The 14435-nt window shown below is 35.0% G+C and carries 17 protein-coding genes and 1 riboswitch; of the genes, 13 read left to right on the forward strand and 4 right to left on the reverse strand.

What is annotated here, in order from left to right:
- Positions 1-278: 278 nt before the first annotated feature.
- Positions 279-1442 carry an MFS transporter gene (locus BN1082_RS13235; RefSeq protein ID WP_090635086.1) on the forward strand — a complete coding sequence of 388 codons (1164 nt, stop codon included), beginning with the start codon at positions 279-281 and terminating at the stop codon, positions 1440-1442.
- Between the two features lie 102 nt (positions 1443-1544).
- On the opposite strand, the gene BN1082_RS13240 is transcribed toward BN1082_RS13235, so the two are convergent.
- A complete protein-coding gene (locus BN1082_RS13240) occupies positions 1545-1985 on the reverse strand; it encodes a GNAT family N-acetyltransferase (protein ID WP_090635087.1) in 441 nt (146 codons plus the stop codon).
- A 295-nt stretch (positions 1986-2280) separates the two neighbouring features.
- Here BN1082_RS13240 and BN1082_RS13245 point away from each other — a divergent pair, with 295 nt between their 5' ends.
- The 4 genes from BN1082_RS13245 (at position 2281) to BN1082_RS13260 (ending at position 5085) form a co-directional block, all read left to right on the forward strand.
- Complete coding sequence (locus tag BN1082_RS13245) at positions 2281-2808, forward strand: GNAT family N-acetyltransferase (protein WP_090635088.1); 528 nt, start codon at positions 2281-2283, stop codon at positions 2806-2808.
- A gap of 159 nt (positions 2809-2967) precedes the next feature.
- Positions 2968-3774: a class I SAM-dependent methyltransferase gene (locus BN1082_RS13250; RefSeq protein WP_090635089.1), complete on the forward strand. Its 807-nt coding sequence runs from the start codon at positions 2968-2970 to the stop codon at positions 3772-3774.
- A gap of 296 nt (positions 3775-4070) precedes the next feature.
- Positions 4071-4508 (forward strand): hypothetical protein, encoded by a 438-nt coding sequence (locus BN1082_RS13255; RefSeq protein ID WP_090635090.1) that lies wholly within the window; start codon positions 4071-4073, stop codon positions 4506-4508.
- A gap of 97 nt (positions 4509-4605) precedes the next feature.
- Positions 4606-5085: an immunoglobulin-like domain-containing protein gene (locus BN1082_RS13260; protein ID WP_090635091.1), complete on the forward strand. Its 480-nt coding sequence runs from the start codon at positions 4606-4608 to the stop codon at positions 5083-5085.
- 101 nt (positions 5086-5186) lie between these two features.
- Here the strand turns inward: BN1082_RS13260 and BN1082_RS13265 are convergent, their stop codons facing one another.
- Positions 5187-5486, reverse strand: a complete 300-nt coding sequence (locus BN1082_RS13265) for a hypothetical protein (protein ID WP_090635092.1) — start codon at positions 5484-5486, stop codon at positions 5187-5189.
- Between the two features lie 681 nt (positions 5487-6167).
- Between BN1082_RS13265 and BN1082_RS13270 the strand changes: the two genes are divergently transcribed.
- The 6 genes from BN1082_RS13270 (at position 6168) to BN1082_RS13295 (ending at position 9602) form a co-directional block, all read left to right on the forward strand.
- Complete coding sequence (locus tag BN1082_RS13270) at positions 6168-6542, forward strand: PaaI family thioesterase (RefSeq protein WP_090635093.1); 375 nt, start codon at positions 6168-6170, stop codon at positions 6540-6542.
- A 147-nt stretch (positions 6543-6689) separates the two neighbouring features.
- Positions 6690-7229: a helix-turn-helix domain-containing protein gene (locus BN1082_RS13275; RefSeq protein WP_176699779.1), complete on the forward strand. Its 540-nt coding sequence runs from the start codon at positions 6690-6692 to the stop codon at positions 7227-7229.
- Between the two features lie 13 nt (positions 7230-7242).
- Complete coding sequence (locus tag BN1082_RS13280) at positions 7243-7464, forward strand: PLD nuclease N-terminal domain-containing protein (RefSeq protein WP_090635095.1); 222 nt, start codon at positions 7243-7245, stop codon at positions 7462-7464.
- 1 nt (position 7465) lies between these two features.
- On the forward strand, positions 7466-8365 hold the full coding sequence (locus BN1082_RS13285) for an ABC transporter ATP-binding protein (protein WP_090635096.1): 900 nt from the start codon (positions 7466-7468) through the stop codon (positions 8363-8365).
- A 2-nt stretch (positions 8366-8367) separates the two neighbouring features.
- Positions 8368-9153: an ABC transporter permease gene (locus BN1082_RS13290; protein ID WP_090635097.1), complete on the forward strand. Its 786-nt coding sequence runs from the start codon at positions 8368-8370 to the stop codon at positions 9151-9153.
- Positions 9154-9248: 95 nt separating this feature from the next.
- Positions 9249-9602 (forward strand): PH domain-containing protein, encoded by a 354-nt coding sequence (locus BN1082_RS13295; protein ID WP_090635098.1) that lies wholly within the window; start codon positions 9249-9251, stop codon positions 9600-9602.
- Positions 9603-9685: 83 nt separating this feature from the next.
- On the opposite strand, the gene BN1082_RS13300 is transcribed toward BN1082_RS13295, so the two are convergent.
- Complete coding sequence (locus BN1082_RS13300) at positions 9686-10402, reverse strand: GDSL-type esterase/lipase family protein (protein ID WP_090635099.1); 717 nt, start codon at positions 10400-10402, stop codon at positions 9686-9688.
- A 316-nt stretch (positions 10403-10718) separates the two neighbouring features.
- Positions 10719-10830, forward strand: a riboswitch (TPP riboswitch).
- A 129-nt stretch (positions 10831-10959) separates the two neighbouring features.
- Here BN1082_RS13300 and thiC point away from each other — a divergent pair.
- Both thiC and BN1082_RS13310 read left to right on the forward strand, forming a co-directional pair.
- On the forward strand, positions 10960-12741 hold the full coding sequence (gene thiC, locus BN1082_RS13305; protein ID WP_090635100.1) for a phosphomethylpyrimidine synthase ThiC: 1782 nt from the start codon (positions 10960-10962) through the stop codon (positions 12739-12741).
- A gap of 333 nt (positions 12742-13074) precedes the next feature.
- Positions 13075-13386: a hypothetical protein gene (locus BN1082_RS13310; RefSeq protein ID WP_176699780.1), complete on the forward strand. Its 312-nt coding sequence runs from the start codon at positions 13075-13077 to the stop codon at positions 13384-13386.
- A 291-nt stretch (positions 13387-13677) separates the two neighbouring features.
- Here BN1082_RS13310 and BN1082_RS13315 read toward each other — a convergent pair whose 3' ends face one another.
- A complete protein-coding gene (locus tag BN1082_RS13315) occupies positions 13678-14430 on the reverse strand; it encodes a conserved phage C-terminal domain-containing protein (RefSeq protein ID WP_090635102.1) in 753 nt (250 codons plus the stop codon).
- Positions 14431-14435: the final 5 nt, after the last annotated feature.

Consider the following 14435-nt stretch of genomic DNA (forward strand, 5'->3'; position numbering starts at 1 on the left):
CTACTTTTTGGAAGCTTATTTTAATTGAGCCCAATTAAGAAGGCTAATTAAAGAACGTTTTCTGTTTTTGGTTTTAAAATGGTTCCACTTTTATCTGTCCATAGGTACTGGGAGTAGGTTGAGTGCGTTTCTGAAAAAGAAGAAACGCTTTTTTATTGCGCTAACGGTCAGTATAACAAAATAATAAAAAAACCTTTATAACTTACCCTAAAGTCCTTTTTATACCCCCTAGAGAATATACATGTAAAAATAATTTTTGAAATGGGGGGTGTTTGGAATTGCAAGGGAGGGTAAGTTTAAGCGTTGGTTGGATTACTTTGTTTCTAATGGGTACTGACTTGTTTGTGGTATCTCCATTATTGCCGTTCATTTCAAAAGCATATAAGGTTAGTCCAACGACGACTGGATGGATGGTAACTGTTTTTGCGGTTACATATTCTTTTTCGGCTCCTTTATTTGGGTGGCTTTCAGATAAAAATGGACGAAGAACATTTATTACATTTGGTTTATTGCTATTTGTAATATCTAACGCACTAACTGCTTTTGCTTCTTCATTTTTATGGCTCATTGTTAGCCGTATTTTAGCAGGTTTGTCCGTTGCTTCAATCACTCCTTTGATATACGCAATCATTGGAGATATTGCGCCACCAAATCGAAGAGGAACATGGCTTTCAATTGTTGTTTCAGGACATTTAACGGCTCTTTGGGCAGGAGCGCCATTCGGTACGTTATTAGAGTATTTTCTTGGTTGGCGTTCAGTATTTGTTGTAATGGCGATCATAGGAACTATATTGGCGGTGGTGAATTTCAGAACATGGGAAGCTATTCCTAAAAGTGTTTTTTCAAGAAATCTATTAGAAGGAAAACTACTAAGAATACTTGGTTCTGTAAGTGTTACAACCATTTGGGCGATTTCAATGTATGCCCTTTATGTTTATTTAGGTGCAGCTCTTGACTCCGAAAATAGATTCTCATCAACAGAAATCGCATTAGCTGTTACTTTTTATGGTGTCGGTGCTGTTATAGGAAGCCTTACAAGTGGGCAATTAACAGATAAATTCGGAGTAAGGAAAATTTCGAAGGCTACGCTAATTATCTTAATTCTAATACTTATTTGTTTAGGGATATTTTTCTCATCTGGTGATTGGATTTATTTATTTCTTTTTATTTGGGCTTTGGTTGGGTATGCAGGATTTACCTCATACCAAGCACGATTAGCGGTGGAATATCCAAAAGAACGAGGAATTGTTATGGCATGGAATAATACTGCTTTGTATATTGGCATCACCATTGGTTCAATGATTGGAGGTTATGTCATAACTAAATGGGGATATCCATTACTTCCATATGTTTGTAGCGTTGCAGCAGGCGTAAGTTTTGTGCTTAGTACCCAAAAGGTACAAGAAGCCAAAAAAGAATCTGCTTTTTCAGCAGATACATGACTTCAGAACGAGGTCTATTTGTTTTGCTATTGGGAGAGTTTATGTTATAAGCTGAGACGGTTATTACTAACGGTATATAAGCGATATTGACCCGTCGCTTGTTTATGTTAATTTTTTATACAGCATGATATGTGGACCAATAGGAGGGTAATCAAAAACTTCACCTTGTATGTTAAAACCTAATTTATTATAAAATTCTTGAACTGTCGTTCTTCCTTTGCACCATAAAAAGTCAACACCTTGTTCCTTTAGTAAATTTTCAGCATAGTTAATAACTGCCCTTCCGACTCCTAACTTTCGAAACTCATCGAGAGTTGCCATTCCTCTTAAGCGATATTGCATTTCATTAGAAAAATTAGGATTTTTTTCGATACAAAAGGATGCAATACTTATTAGCTTTCCTTGATAAAATGCTCCAACATGAAATGCATGATCTGCATGGTCTGTATCATATATGCAGTCCTCAAGTGTCTGGTGAGGACGTAGAACACTATGTCTAAGACTGTAAGTCATTTCTGGCTTTATTTTTCTAACCTCTAACATGTTTTTCCTCCAATTTTTTGTAATAGAAATAGATTATCATGAATGTAATATATAATTCTCTTTCTATTCTAGTAATCCTGCTTTAGTCGATTACTTTTTTTGGGAATTTTATTGAAGGACCGGATACATACAATGAGTTAAAGCCAGGTGAAAGATTCTTATATGGTACTACAAATACTAGTATAATATCCTAGGTGTATTAAAACTCTTAACGATCTATACGAACAATTTGTATCATAAATAAAGGAGTATTGATTTCTGTAAAGAAAGAATAAATAAAGAAAAAATTGAGGGGATGATGAATATTTTAGAACGAAGCAACGATATTATTCAGATTAAGCATTGGGAAGAGAAGGACCTTGATTTGCTTTTTCGTATAAATGCTCCTGAGATGATGCAACATCTTGGAGGGCCAGAAAGTAAGGATCAGATTTTGAACCGTCACAAAAGGTATCTTGATCTTGGTAGTAGGGGATGTATGTATAGCATTACTTTATTACCAGAGTTGGAAGCAGTAGGTTCAGTTGGTTACTGGCAAACTACTTGGAACGGTGAAAGTGTTTACGAAACTGGATGGAGCGTCCTACCCTCCTATCAGGGAAAAGGGATAGCTACTATGGCAGTGAAGTTGGCAATAGAGGAAGCAGCTGCCGAGAACAAGTATAATTACATACACGCATTCCCTTCAATTGACAATCCTGCTTCAAATGCAATTTGTCGGAAGCTTGACTTCGAATTTATTTCTCAATGCGAATTCGAATATCCTCCGGGCAGCTTTATGAGATGTAATAATTGGCGTTACAACTTAATTCATCGTAAATAGATTCATAACCCCGTTTGCTTTATACAAAAGCTTAATTCTTCTTAATTAAAGAGTAAGAGTTTAACAATAAAAGTTCATTGAATTGTTAAATAATAGAAAAAAAAAAACCCCCAATTGTCTTAATATTAAGGTAATTAAAATTGTTGGAGAGTGAGAAAAATGCAATCGGTTATTGAATACTATCAAAATAGTAATGAAGAATCTCGCCTTACCACTGACAATGCAAGGAAAATTGAATTTATTATAACAACAAGGACTTTGGACCAATATATTAAACCCTCCCATAATATCTTAGAATTAGGTGCAGGAACAGGAATTTACTCATTTTACTATGCAGAAAAAGGAAATAATGTAGCTGCCACAGATATAACTCCAAAACATATAGATATTATTCACCAGAAGTTATTGCAAAGAAACGATGATCAATTAAACCTTGAAGCCAAAGTAGCAAATGCAACTAATTTACATGAGTTTGACTCAGAGAGTTTTGATGTTGTCTTGTGTCTTGGACCTATGTATCATCTTACTAATGAAACCGATAGAGTTAAATGTTTACAAGAGTCTTTAAGAGTTTTGAAAAAAGGTGGGTTGTTAGATATTGCTTATATTAACAAGCACTACATACTCCACTCAATTATGTCTAAAGACAAAGAATATTTGAGCAAACAATTTGTAGATAAGATACTGAGAACAGGTGTAATAAGGGAAGGAGAAAAAGAATGTTTTTGGACGGATGCTTTTTTTACTTCACCTGAAGAAATGACGTTGTTTTTAAAGAAATTTGACGTTCGATTAATTGACCATTTAGCTTCAGATGGCTTCAGTCCATACCTAAAAAATTTTATTAATGATTTAAAAAACGAAGAATTAAATGCTTGGATTTATTACATTGAAAACAGTTGTAGAGAAAAGAGTATATTAGGAATGAGTAATCATGCCCTTCTAATATGTGAAAAAAGTGTCTGATTAAATATTCCATATTCAGCGTAAACGTAAAATAATCCCTACCAATTGATATGGGGATATAAAGGGAATCCAAGTGCTGTAAAACGGGGTTTATTCTGAAACTTGGTCCAATTAATCAAAGGTTTGTTTGGTTTAGGGTATTATTAAATTTAAAAATTCATTATTTTGCTTAAGAGGGCATTACTTCGACAATGAGGTAATGCCATTTTCTTATTCAAGTAACCTTTTAGTTTATTGAAACAAGTTTGTATCAATTTTCTGTTTATTTACGTCTCATTAGTAAAGGGGGGGGGATTATGACAACAAAACTAAGACTTTCACTTTTAATAGCGGCTTTTTCTAGTTTATGTTTATTTGGATGTATCGATATTGTAAATAAAGAAGTTACAATAAACGAAGTTACAAAAATGAAGGATAGCGATGTGACTAAAATTGTTTTTTCTGATGGACGAGGTAAAAACAAGCCATTTACTCTAAAAGATAAGATGAAAATAAATGAATTCTTAAAGATGATCGATGGATATGTTATTAAAAAAGAAAGCAAACACGAAGAAATTAAAGGTTGGATTAATGCGGTTGACTTTTATAATGGAGACAAGAAACTAGCGAGCATTACATTTTCAAACCCTTTGAAAATAGACGGAGTTTATTATGAAATTGTTAAAGGGCAATTAAGTACAGAAAAAATTGAGAACTTTATTAAATCTATAAATCCTGATTGGAAATTGCAATAGTAAAAGAATGTCCAGGGGCCCCCTAATTTACGTTCTTCATAATGAAAAGAAGATCATAAAGATAATATGGATACGTCTAATATTATGGGAGAGATTTATGAATATTAAAAAATCATTATTTGTGTTTATATTATTTTTAATTTGTTTAACGGCTTGTACAAATAAAAGTATTAAAAATATTGAACATCAATCCCTTCAAAAATCTAATCATACTGAATTACCCAGTAGTGTAAACGAAGAAAATGTTAATGTGGAAATGAAAGTAGAACATCCTATATACGAAGTAAAGACAGACAAATTGACATTACAAATAAAGAATAAAGGAGAATCTTTGTCATTTGGTACGCGTTATACTATTGAATTTTTCAAAGATGGATCTTGGTTTGAAATCCCATTAAAAGATGATATTGATTTTACAATGATAGATATTAAGTTAGGTACAGGTAAGACTTATAAAAATATAATTAGCTTAAAGACACTTAAATATGACTTAATACCTGGACACTACCGTGTTATAAAAAGTTTTTATACAGGCGGAAAAGAAATAACATTATCATCACTATTTGAATTAAAATAATTGTTCAACTTTCCTAAATTAATAAAGACTTATTAGAAATTATTAGATTCTTTTTCAAGAAAGTGAAGTATTTTTTTTAGCAAATTCATTTCTATTTGTTCTTACCCATCTTTTAAAGAATTTATATTTTGAGAAGCTATATGAATATCATGTTTTTTAACGTAAATTTCATATTGTCTCTGTCGATCCCCTCCAAACATAGGAGTTGTATTTGGATTAAATAGAGTTTTAGTCTTATATTGAATTCCTGTCTGTTTAAGTTTACCGACTGCTCTAAAATAATTTTCATCATTGAGCGCAATATATACGGCTATCCAGTTTTTATAAGAAAAATAATTAATTGTAGCAAAAAGCAATAAAATCGGAGCAAATATAATTAGGAAAATAATAAAGACATTCATAATTGTGCCTCCCTTTTTTATTGATTTAATCTCATTTACCTTAAAATTAATTATACTATATATTTTGAATATTTCGTGAATAAACAAGCAAGGAATTCATTCCCTTTAACTAGAGTAAGTGTTTTGGTTAATACAACTTATAACAGCATCTTGAATTATACGACGGTCGTATATCTTAAATGAGGAGAACTGCCCATTTTTGTTGAAATAAAATCACAGTTAATTGAATAAAGAATGTGTACAAATTGGTGAACATTTGAAATTGAGAAGGAGTTTAGTCTGCCCTTTTTGAAATGTTTTTTTATTATTAGATTAAGTTGGGGGGATTGCACCAATGGGTTATTTGGCCTCTTTAATTACTAAGGAACGCCATTGGCAGTGGGACTTCTTTTAATTTGGACTCACCAGATTAAAAAAAATGGGGAAATCCAAGTTGAGCAAAACAAGAAAATAATTCAATTGTTGGAAAAAGAGAAAAAAGTATAGATTGTTTTGGTATATTATGGTGTGCTAACGTGGGGTTGAATTTATAAACGGGGTTGCAGAGGCAGCTCCTATTTTTATTGTAAATAATTCTTTGTTAAAAGAAGGAATATTGTGATAATAAATTGAATTATGAATTGTTGGTTAATAATATTGATTTATTAGATTAATATATATACATATAAAAGAGGTGAATTTATGTTTATAAAGCAGCCATTTGACGAATTTTTAGGTTTTGAATACAAAAGGATTGATGATAATAATTTGCAACTTCGATTGCCAATCCAAGATTTAATTGTAAATAGTGCCGGTGTTGTTCATGGGGGAGTCATTTCTTCATTAGCTGATGTTGCCATGTCAAACTTGATTCCGCCTAATGAAAACGGGATACAACGAGTAGTAACTGTCGATTTAAATGTTTCCTTTTTGAAACCTGCTACTGGATCATATTTGATTGCAAATGCTCAAATTGAAAAACAGGGTAAAACTTTAATCCACACAGAGTGTTCGATTTTAAACGATAATCAAGAACTTGTTGCTAAATCTAAAGCTATCTTATTTCGTAAATCTTGAGTATTAGTAAGAAAAGTTACTGTTCAATAGGTCCATATGTGGACCTATAATAATTTTTTTGGAAAATATTTTAAAAAATGTATACATTCAACAAAAACAATGATATTATCATTTTATAAAATGATAATGAAATTGAAGGGAAATACAATGACAAAAAAATCTGACCTGATCCTTCATCCAATTCGAATGAGAATTATACAACAATTGCTACTAGGGAAACCGATGACGATTGCTCAACTTTTAGATGCACTTGGCGATGTTCCTCAAGCTACTTTATATCGCCATATGAATCTTTTAATTAATGCAGATCTTATTGAGATAATCGATAAGAAAAAAGTAAAAGGAACGGAAGAACGAGTGTTTTCAGTCAAGAAAGAGAACTTACAGGTTCCAGAAAGTGAAATAGAAGCCACTTCACAGGAAGATCATATTCGCCATTTTTCAGTATTTCACGGCAATTTGCTTCAGTTAGCGACAACTTATCTGACGAAAACTTCTCCAAAACAGTATGAAAAAGATGGATTTGCTTATTGGTATACACCTATTCATCTAACGGACGATGAATTTCAGGAGCTCGTCCAGTCAATGAATAAATCTATTGAAAAAGCGATAAATAACAAGCCGACACCTGATCGAACCACTCGAATTTTTGCAGGCATGTTCATTCCACAAAAGTCCCAAGAATAAGGAGGTATCGCGAATGCATTATGGCTATGAAATTGGAATTGATAAACTCTGGGATTGGTTGCCACTTCTTCTTCCCCTGCTAATTTTACAATTAATTTTACTTTTTGTAGCATTACGGGATTTGTTAAAAAGGAACCTTAGCAATGAATCCAAATGGTTATGGATCATGATCATTGTATTTGTCAATCTTTTCGGTCCAATTTTGTACTTTACCATAGGGAGAAGAGGACGATAATATGAGCATAATTCAGGTGAAACATCTTCAAAAAAGATATGGAGATAATGAGATCATTAAAGACATTGACTTTCAAATCGATTATGGAGAATGCGTTGCTCTTCTGGGTCCTAATGGAGCTGGTAAAACAACTATTATCAAAATGCTTTTAGATATTACAAAACCTACAGGTGGGCAGATTCTATTCCAAGGGAAGCGTCATGACAAAATGCGTGAGTTTATTGGATACTTACCGCAACATCCAACGTTCTATTCGTGGATGACAGGAATGGAATTGCTCGAATTTATGGGTGGACTTTCAGGCTTATATAAGGAAATTTTAGAACAGCGAATCAAAGAATTATTGGACTTAGTGGGGTTGACTAAGGAGAAGGATAAACAGATCGGAACCTATTCAGGTGGGATGAAGCAAAGGTTGGGCATCGCCCAGGCACTTATCCATCAACCTAAGTTGCTTATTATGGATGAACCTGTTTCCGCACTGGATCCAATAGGGCGAAGAGACATGTTGGAATTGCTTAAAGTAATCAAACAGAAATCAACCATCCTATTTTCCACTCATATTCTGCACGATGCGGAAGAGCTTTGTGATAAGATACTTATCCTTAACCAAGGTAAATTGCTTGTCAACGGCTTGATTAATCAAGTGATTAATCAAAATCAACAACCTGTATTTATTATACAGGCACCTCGAGTTAACGAGTGGGCTCCACAACTTGTAAACGAAGATATCGTTGAATCTATTGTAGAAACAGGTAGTTCCGCAAAAGTGCGTGTTAAAAACATTGAACAGGGAAGAATTTGGCTGTTAGACAATATTAGCCGTTTGAGACTTCCAATTCAAAAGTTCGAACTAGTTCAGGAAAGCCTCGAAGAGATCTTTTTAAGGATGGTGAAGTAAACATGAGCCGCCTATTTGTTCTATTAAAGAAAGAGTGGCTGGAAGCTAGAAGAAGTTACAAATTATTGTGGTTTCCTGTGGTATTTATGTTTTTGGGAATCATTCAGCCTCTTTCGTCCTATTATTTACCTCAAATACTGAAAATTGCAGGCGGATTGCCTGAAGGTATGAAGATAACTTTACCAAAGTTTACTGCAGAAGATGTTCTGGCTTCGACCTTGACTAGTCAATTTGATCAATTGGGCTTAATAATTATTGTAATTGGTATGATGGGGGTCGTTGTATCGGATAAACAAAACGGAATGCTAGCGTTTATTTTGACACGCAACACAACATTAGGCGAGTATTTACTTAGCAAGTGGATTGGGCAGGCTGCTATTGTCGCAGTGTCAGTCGTAACTGGAATTCTGATGGCAATATTTTATACCTCCTATTTGTTTAAGGCTGTGTCATTAGCTAGAGTCGTTGCAGGGCTTGGTGTTTATTATATTTGGTGCCTGTTCATCTTAACGCTTGCACTTATGTTGGGTGCGTTACTATCTAGATCCTCGGCAGTCGCTGTGTTATCCATTTTTGTTCTAATACTTTTGAAAGCCATAACCGCAATTGGGTCTGGATTTCAAATCTTAAATCCCGCGTATTTGACGAATCATGCGGTCAACATCATGATATCCGGCAATGCTTTACCTCATCTTTTAACAACATTGACTATAACTTTATTCCTCATAGTACTCTTCATGTTCTTATCAAAATATTATTTATACCGAAAAGAGTTGCCTTCAATGTAACTTAATATGTATACCAAAAACCATGATGAAGATTTGTATTAAGTGAGATTAGATAATAAACGAATCATGCATTTATAAAAAGGAGGAGATAGAAGGTGAGTATTCAAGTTGTATTGGAAGATAGCGAATTTATATTGGATATTTCAGGCTGGACAGCGGTAACTAATTTAAGACGGAAGATAAAGATTCCTTACAATTCAGTCGTTGATGTACAGACGGGTAATTTCAAGTTTCCCTTGACAGCTATAAAAAGAACAGGCATTACTACATTGGATTATAAAGCTGGAATTTTTTTGATAGATGGAAAAAAATATTTCTTATCCTTTCATTCAGACAATAAAGTAATAATTCTTAGTTTGAAAGAAAATGAATTTGACAAAGTAGTAATTGAAAGCGAAGATCCTGAACAACTAGCAAACAATATTTTGATGCGCTGTTCTTCACAATAAAAAAAGAGACGCTTAAATTTTTGGGGAACCGTAGCATCTCTTCTGTAAGTGTTTAATAAACCAAAAGTCTAACGTTATTTCTACTAATCATCTAGATGTCTTAGCTTGTACCGATGATTTTTAAGGAACTCTAATTCATGTAAACGGGCAATTTTTAAATGACCTCTGTCCGTCGGATGCGGATCAGGCGGAGATTGACAGAAATGTGTCCAAGTACAAACCCTCCATTGTCCATTAGTGAATTTTCCTTGAAAATCCTTATGGACATTAACCACTTTATAATGATAAATTGAACGGTTTTTGTTAATAACACTGTTATTCTTTTGAATAAAGAATTCTATAGTAGTGTAATTTGGGTCATCGCCTTTGAAAGGGTTGTAAACGGTCATTACGTATATTTCTGCATGAGATCTAATGCTCTTACGAATTTCATTCATGATTTGTGGCCAGTTCTGGGCAAAAGTTGAATCTGCATTTGATAAACAGGCAGGAATATTAGAGGTATGGAGGCAATTTAATAAATCGGCACCACCAATACTAATGGTGATTATATCCGCATTTTTAACAGCTTTTCGGGTGTTTATATCGTGTTGAAGATGATTAAGCAAATCACTGCTTGTGAAACCAGGATTGGCACGATTAGTTAAATTGACACAATGGTATAGCTTATCCAAGAAGTCACGAAAGTAATTAACGTATCCATAATTGTTCGTAGCACCAACTCCAAATCCAATGGAATCTCCAAGAGCCGTATATTGGAAACAATGTTGGGGGTGATGGTGTTCTTGAAAACCAGACAAATAATCACCTCTTTTTAATTAATCAATATTATTCTATTATTCAAGGTAAGAGTAAGAAACGGCTAATATCCTTGAATCGTTAATATCATTTTTTTACGTTCGGGTAAAGATGTATCTATAACTAAGGATCGCCTTTTCTTTATTAACGTTACGAAGAAGTTAAGTGAAAGAATTATGGAAGAAGTTTTATTTCACATCATGAGGGAATACATTTGTTTATATGCTTATTAGATAGAAAAGTATTATATAAACAGTGAAAAAAGTACTATTTACATTTAATTGTAATAGGATTATTATTTGGTAGTACAATTTAATAATCTTATACTAGGGGTGTCCAATACGTTGGGCTGAGAGAGAAACACGGAGTTTCTTAACCCTCAGGACCTGATCTGGTTCATACCAGCGTGGGGAAGTTAGAATCTACTATTCGTAATGACAAATATGTCGTTACTGTTTATGCTAACATTAGCCGGGTCTTTTAAATAGACCCGGCTTTTTTCATGCGGTTATTGAGCAGACTCTGTCCTTTTTAATCTATAAAAAGGGAGAATGAAAAGATGAAAAAGAGTTCATTAAGTGAGATTAATCTGTCAATCATGTCGAGTTTTTCTGGAAGCAGGAAAGTTTATATTGAGGGATCTAGACCAGATATTAAGGTTCCAATGCGTGAAATTCAACTAAGTCCGACAACGGGAACATTTGGACAAGAGGAAAATCCGCCCGTTCGAGTTTATGACACGAGTGGCCCCTATACTGACACTGATCATTTGATTGACATTCGTAAGGGTCTTAGTCCTGTTTGCCGTAGCTGGATCAGTAAAAATGAAGATGTAGAAGAATATGAAGGCCGTGAAGTAAAACCAGAGGATAACGGGTATAAACAACATGATCCGAAGGCAAATATAGAAATTTTTCCTGGATTGAAACGAAAACCTTTAAGAGCCAAAAAAGGAAGAAACGTAACTCAAATGCATTATGCATGTAAAGGGATTATTACTCCTGAAATGGAGTTTATCGCGATAAGAGAGAATGTTACCCCGGAGTTTGTCCGGGATGAGGTTGCACGGGGCCGTGCTATTATACCTGCGAATATCAATCATCCGGAAAGCGAGCCGATGATTATTGGAAGCCGGTTTCATGTGAAAATTAATGCGAATATTGGGAACTCGGCTGTGACCTCGTCGATTGAGGAAGAAGTAGAAAAAATGACATGGGCTACGCGGTGGGGTGCGGATACCATGATGGACCTTTCAACGGGTAAGAATATACATACGACACGTGAATGGATTATTCGAAATTCACCTGTACCAGTGGGAACTGTTCCTATTTATCAAGCACTTGAAAAAGTAAATGGAATTGCTGAAGATTTAACTTGGGAGGTATATCGCGATACCTTAATTGAGCAGGCTGAGCAAGGCGTTGATTATTTTACCATACATGCAGGTGTGCTACTGCGATACATCCCTTTAACAGCAAAGCGTGTTACAGGGATTGTATCCCGGGGAGGCTCCATCATGGCTCAATGGTGTCTTGCTCACCATAAGGAAAACTTCCTTTATACTCACTTTGAAGAAATCTGTGAAATTATGAAAACGTATGATGTATCCTTCTCATTAGGTGATGGTCTCCGCCCCGGATCGATTGCCGATGCGAATGATGAGGCTCAATTTGCAGAATTAGAAACGCTTGGAGAACTGACAAAAATAGCATGGAAGAATGATGTTCAAGTCATGATTGAAGGTCCAGGACATGTTCCGATGCACTTAATTAAAGAAAACGTGGAAAAGCAAATGGAAATTTGTCAGGAGGCACCTTTTTATACCTTAGGACCATTAACAACAGATATTGCACCTGGGTATGATCATATTACATCCGCAATAGGAGCGGCCATGATTGGCTGGTTTGGGACCGCAATGCTATGTTACGTGACACCAAAAGAACATCTTGGTCTGCCGAATAAAGAAGATGTCCGAACCGGGGTTATCACCTACAAAATCGCCGCCCATGCTGCTGATTTAGCAAAAGGCCATCCTGGAGCTCAAATTCGTGATGATGCACTTTCCAAGGCAAGATTTGAATTTCGCTGGAGAGATCAATTTAATCTATCTCTTGATCCTGAAAGAGCGTTAGAATATCATGACGAAACGCTTCCAGCTGAAGGAGCAAAAACATCCCATTTTTGTTCGATGTGCGGCCCGAAATTTTGCAGTATGAGAATTTCACAAGATATACGTGACTTAGCAAGGGAAAAGGGCCTTGGTTTTGAGTCAATTATTGATGAAGGTCTAAAAGAAAAAGCAGACGAATTCAGAAATAATGGTGGAGAAATTTATAAATAAAAGCTGGGATGAGAGAATCATGAATCCAGTACTCCGAAATAAAAAAGCGAAAGAAATAGATGTTGAACGATTAGAAAAACATATAAAAAACATTCAAAGCAAGTGTCGCCATACATTTTTTGAAACTTCTACATCGAGTCTTAGAAAATGTTTGATTTGTCAATATGAGGAAACCATATGCTATCGTTTCTCAACTAACGAATAAAAGCATTTCCTGGGTTTACTCACTTGGCTAAGTTAAACTATCATGTTGATTTTCTAAATAAAATTGGTATACCTACCTGTTAATTCGATAAGAAGTAGAAATTCGTTGTCATTTATGAATAAACCCTGTTGGAAGCAGTTTGGAAGCTTTGGTTCTTGTTTTTTGTCACTAATAAGGCCCATTTGGGAGAAATACATGAAATCGGGCAAGTTAATCATTTTATCTTCCCGGCATCGGTGAAAATACAAGAAATCGGGCATGTAAATCATTTTATTTTCCCGGAATCGGTGAAAATACAAGAAATCGGGCATGTAAATCATTTTACGTGCCCGGTATCGGTGAAAATGCAAGAAATCGGGCATGTAGAACATTTTACGTGCCCGGTATCGGTGAAAATGCAAGAAATCGGGCATGTAAACCTTTTTACTTGCCTGCTATAGAGAAAAATGCATGAAATCAGTGACATAAGCCTTTTTACGTGCCCTGAATGCAATCATGTACGGTCTTACAAATGTCGGATTCCCTTATGAGCTCGATGATTTTACCGACAATCTGGATTGCCTTTCTTTTTTGGTCGTACCCCCAGACTGTTTTTCATAAAAATAGCTGAAATAAGAAAGCAGGTTAGCTTGTCTACAAATGAATACCCTTTTAGCACTTTATACCAGAGGTTAACTTTTTCCTAATCCACGACAAACTGGTCAAAAATGTCTGCTATTTTTTTCAATACATCAAATGACTCCCTCTTCATCCTCTAAATTAAAGTCCTCCTCACGTAAGATTTTTTTGAAAGGCTTTTGGTTAAGATACGATTCAAATTTCGTACCAAATAATGTTTCTGGTCTTAGGTATTTATACATGTGGGGATCAGGTAGCCATTCTGCTGTCTTAATGTCAATCACATATTTAAAATCGTTTACGGTAAAGCCTTCTCCTAATCTGGCTCGGATGATGTTTTGCGTCTTATGATTACTTGGCTTGTAGGAGGCTTTTGTTTTTTCATTAAGGTATTGAATGATTTCGACGACAGGGATCTTTTTCTCTGAAGTAATCTTTGAAGTACTCTCTGGTATTGCTTGGTTCAGGCTAGTTTCATCTACGATCCAGTCTGAATCCGAAGATGGTTCATCCTGATCCATTGATGGCTCAGACGCGTGTTCGTCTAAGACCTCCACCCGTTCGTAGTCAATCGTGTACCACTTTGTATTGTCCATTTTGGTTTTATTCCAATTCCCAGAGATCAAATAGCCCTGTTTCTCCAGCGAGTGAATCGCACGTTTGATCGTACTCTCCGACCAGAACGGCATCTGCTTCTGCCAATCCTTATACGTGTTATAAATCCATTTCCGCCCTTCGATGACATGCTTACTAGACGACAGCCAAAAATGAATTTGCTGCAGGACAATGGCCTCATTAATTCCAATTTTCACTGCCAAAGACGGAATAATCATCAGCGGCGCTTCATTCATCAAACATTTACTCATATCAT

This window comes from Neobacillus massiliamazoniensis (assembly GCF_001048695.1).
GTDB classification, from domain to species: domain Bacteria; phylum Bacillota; class Bacilli; order Bacillales; family Cytobacillaceae; genus Neobacillus; species Neobacillus massiliamazoniensis.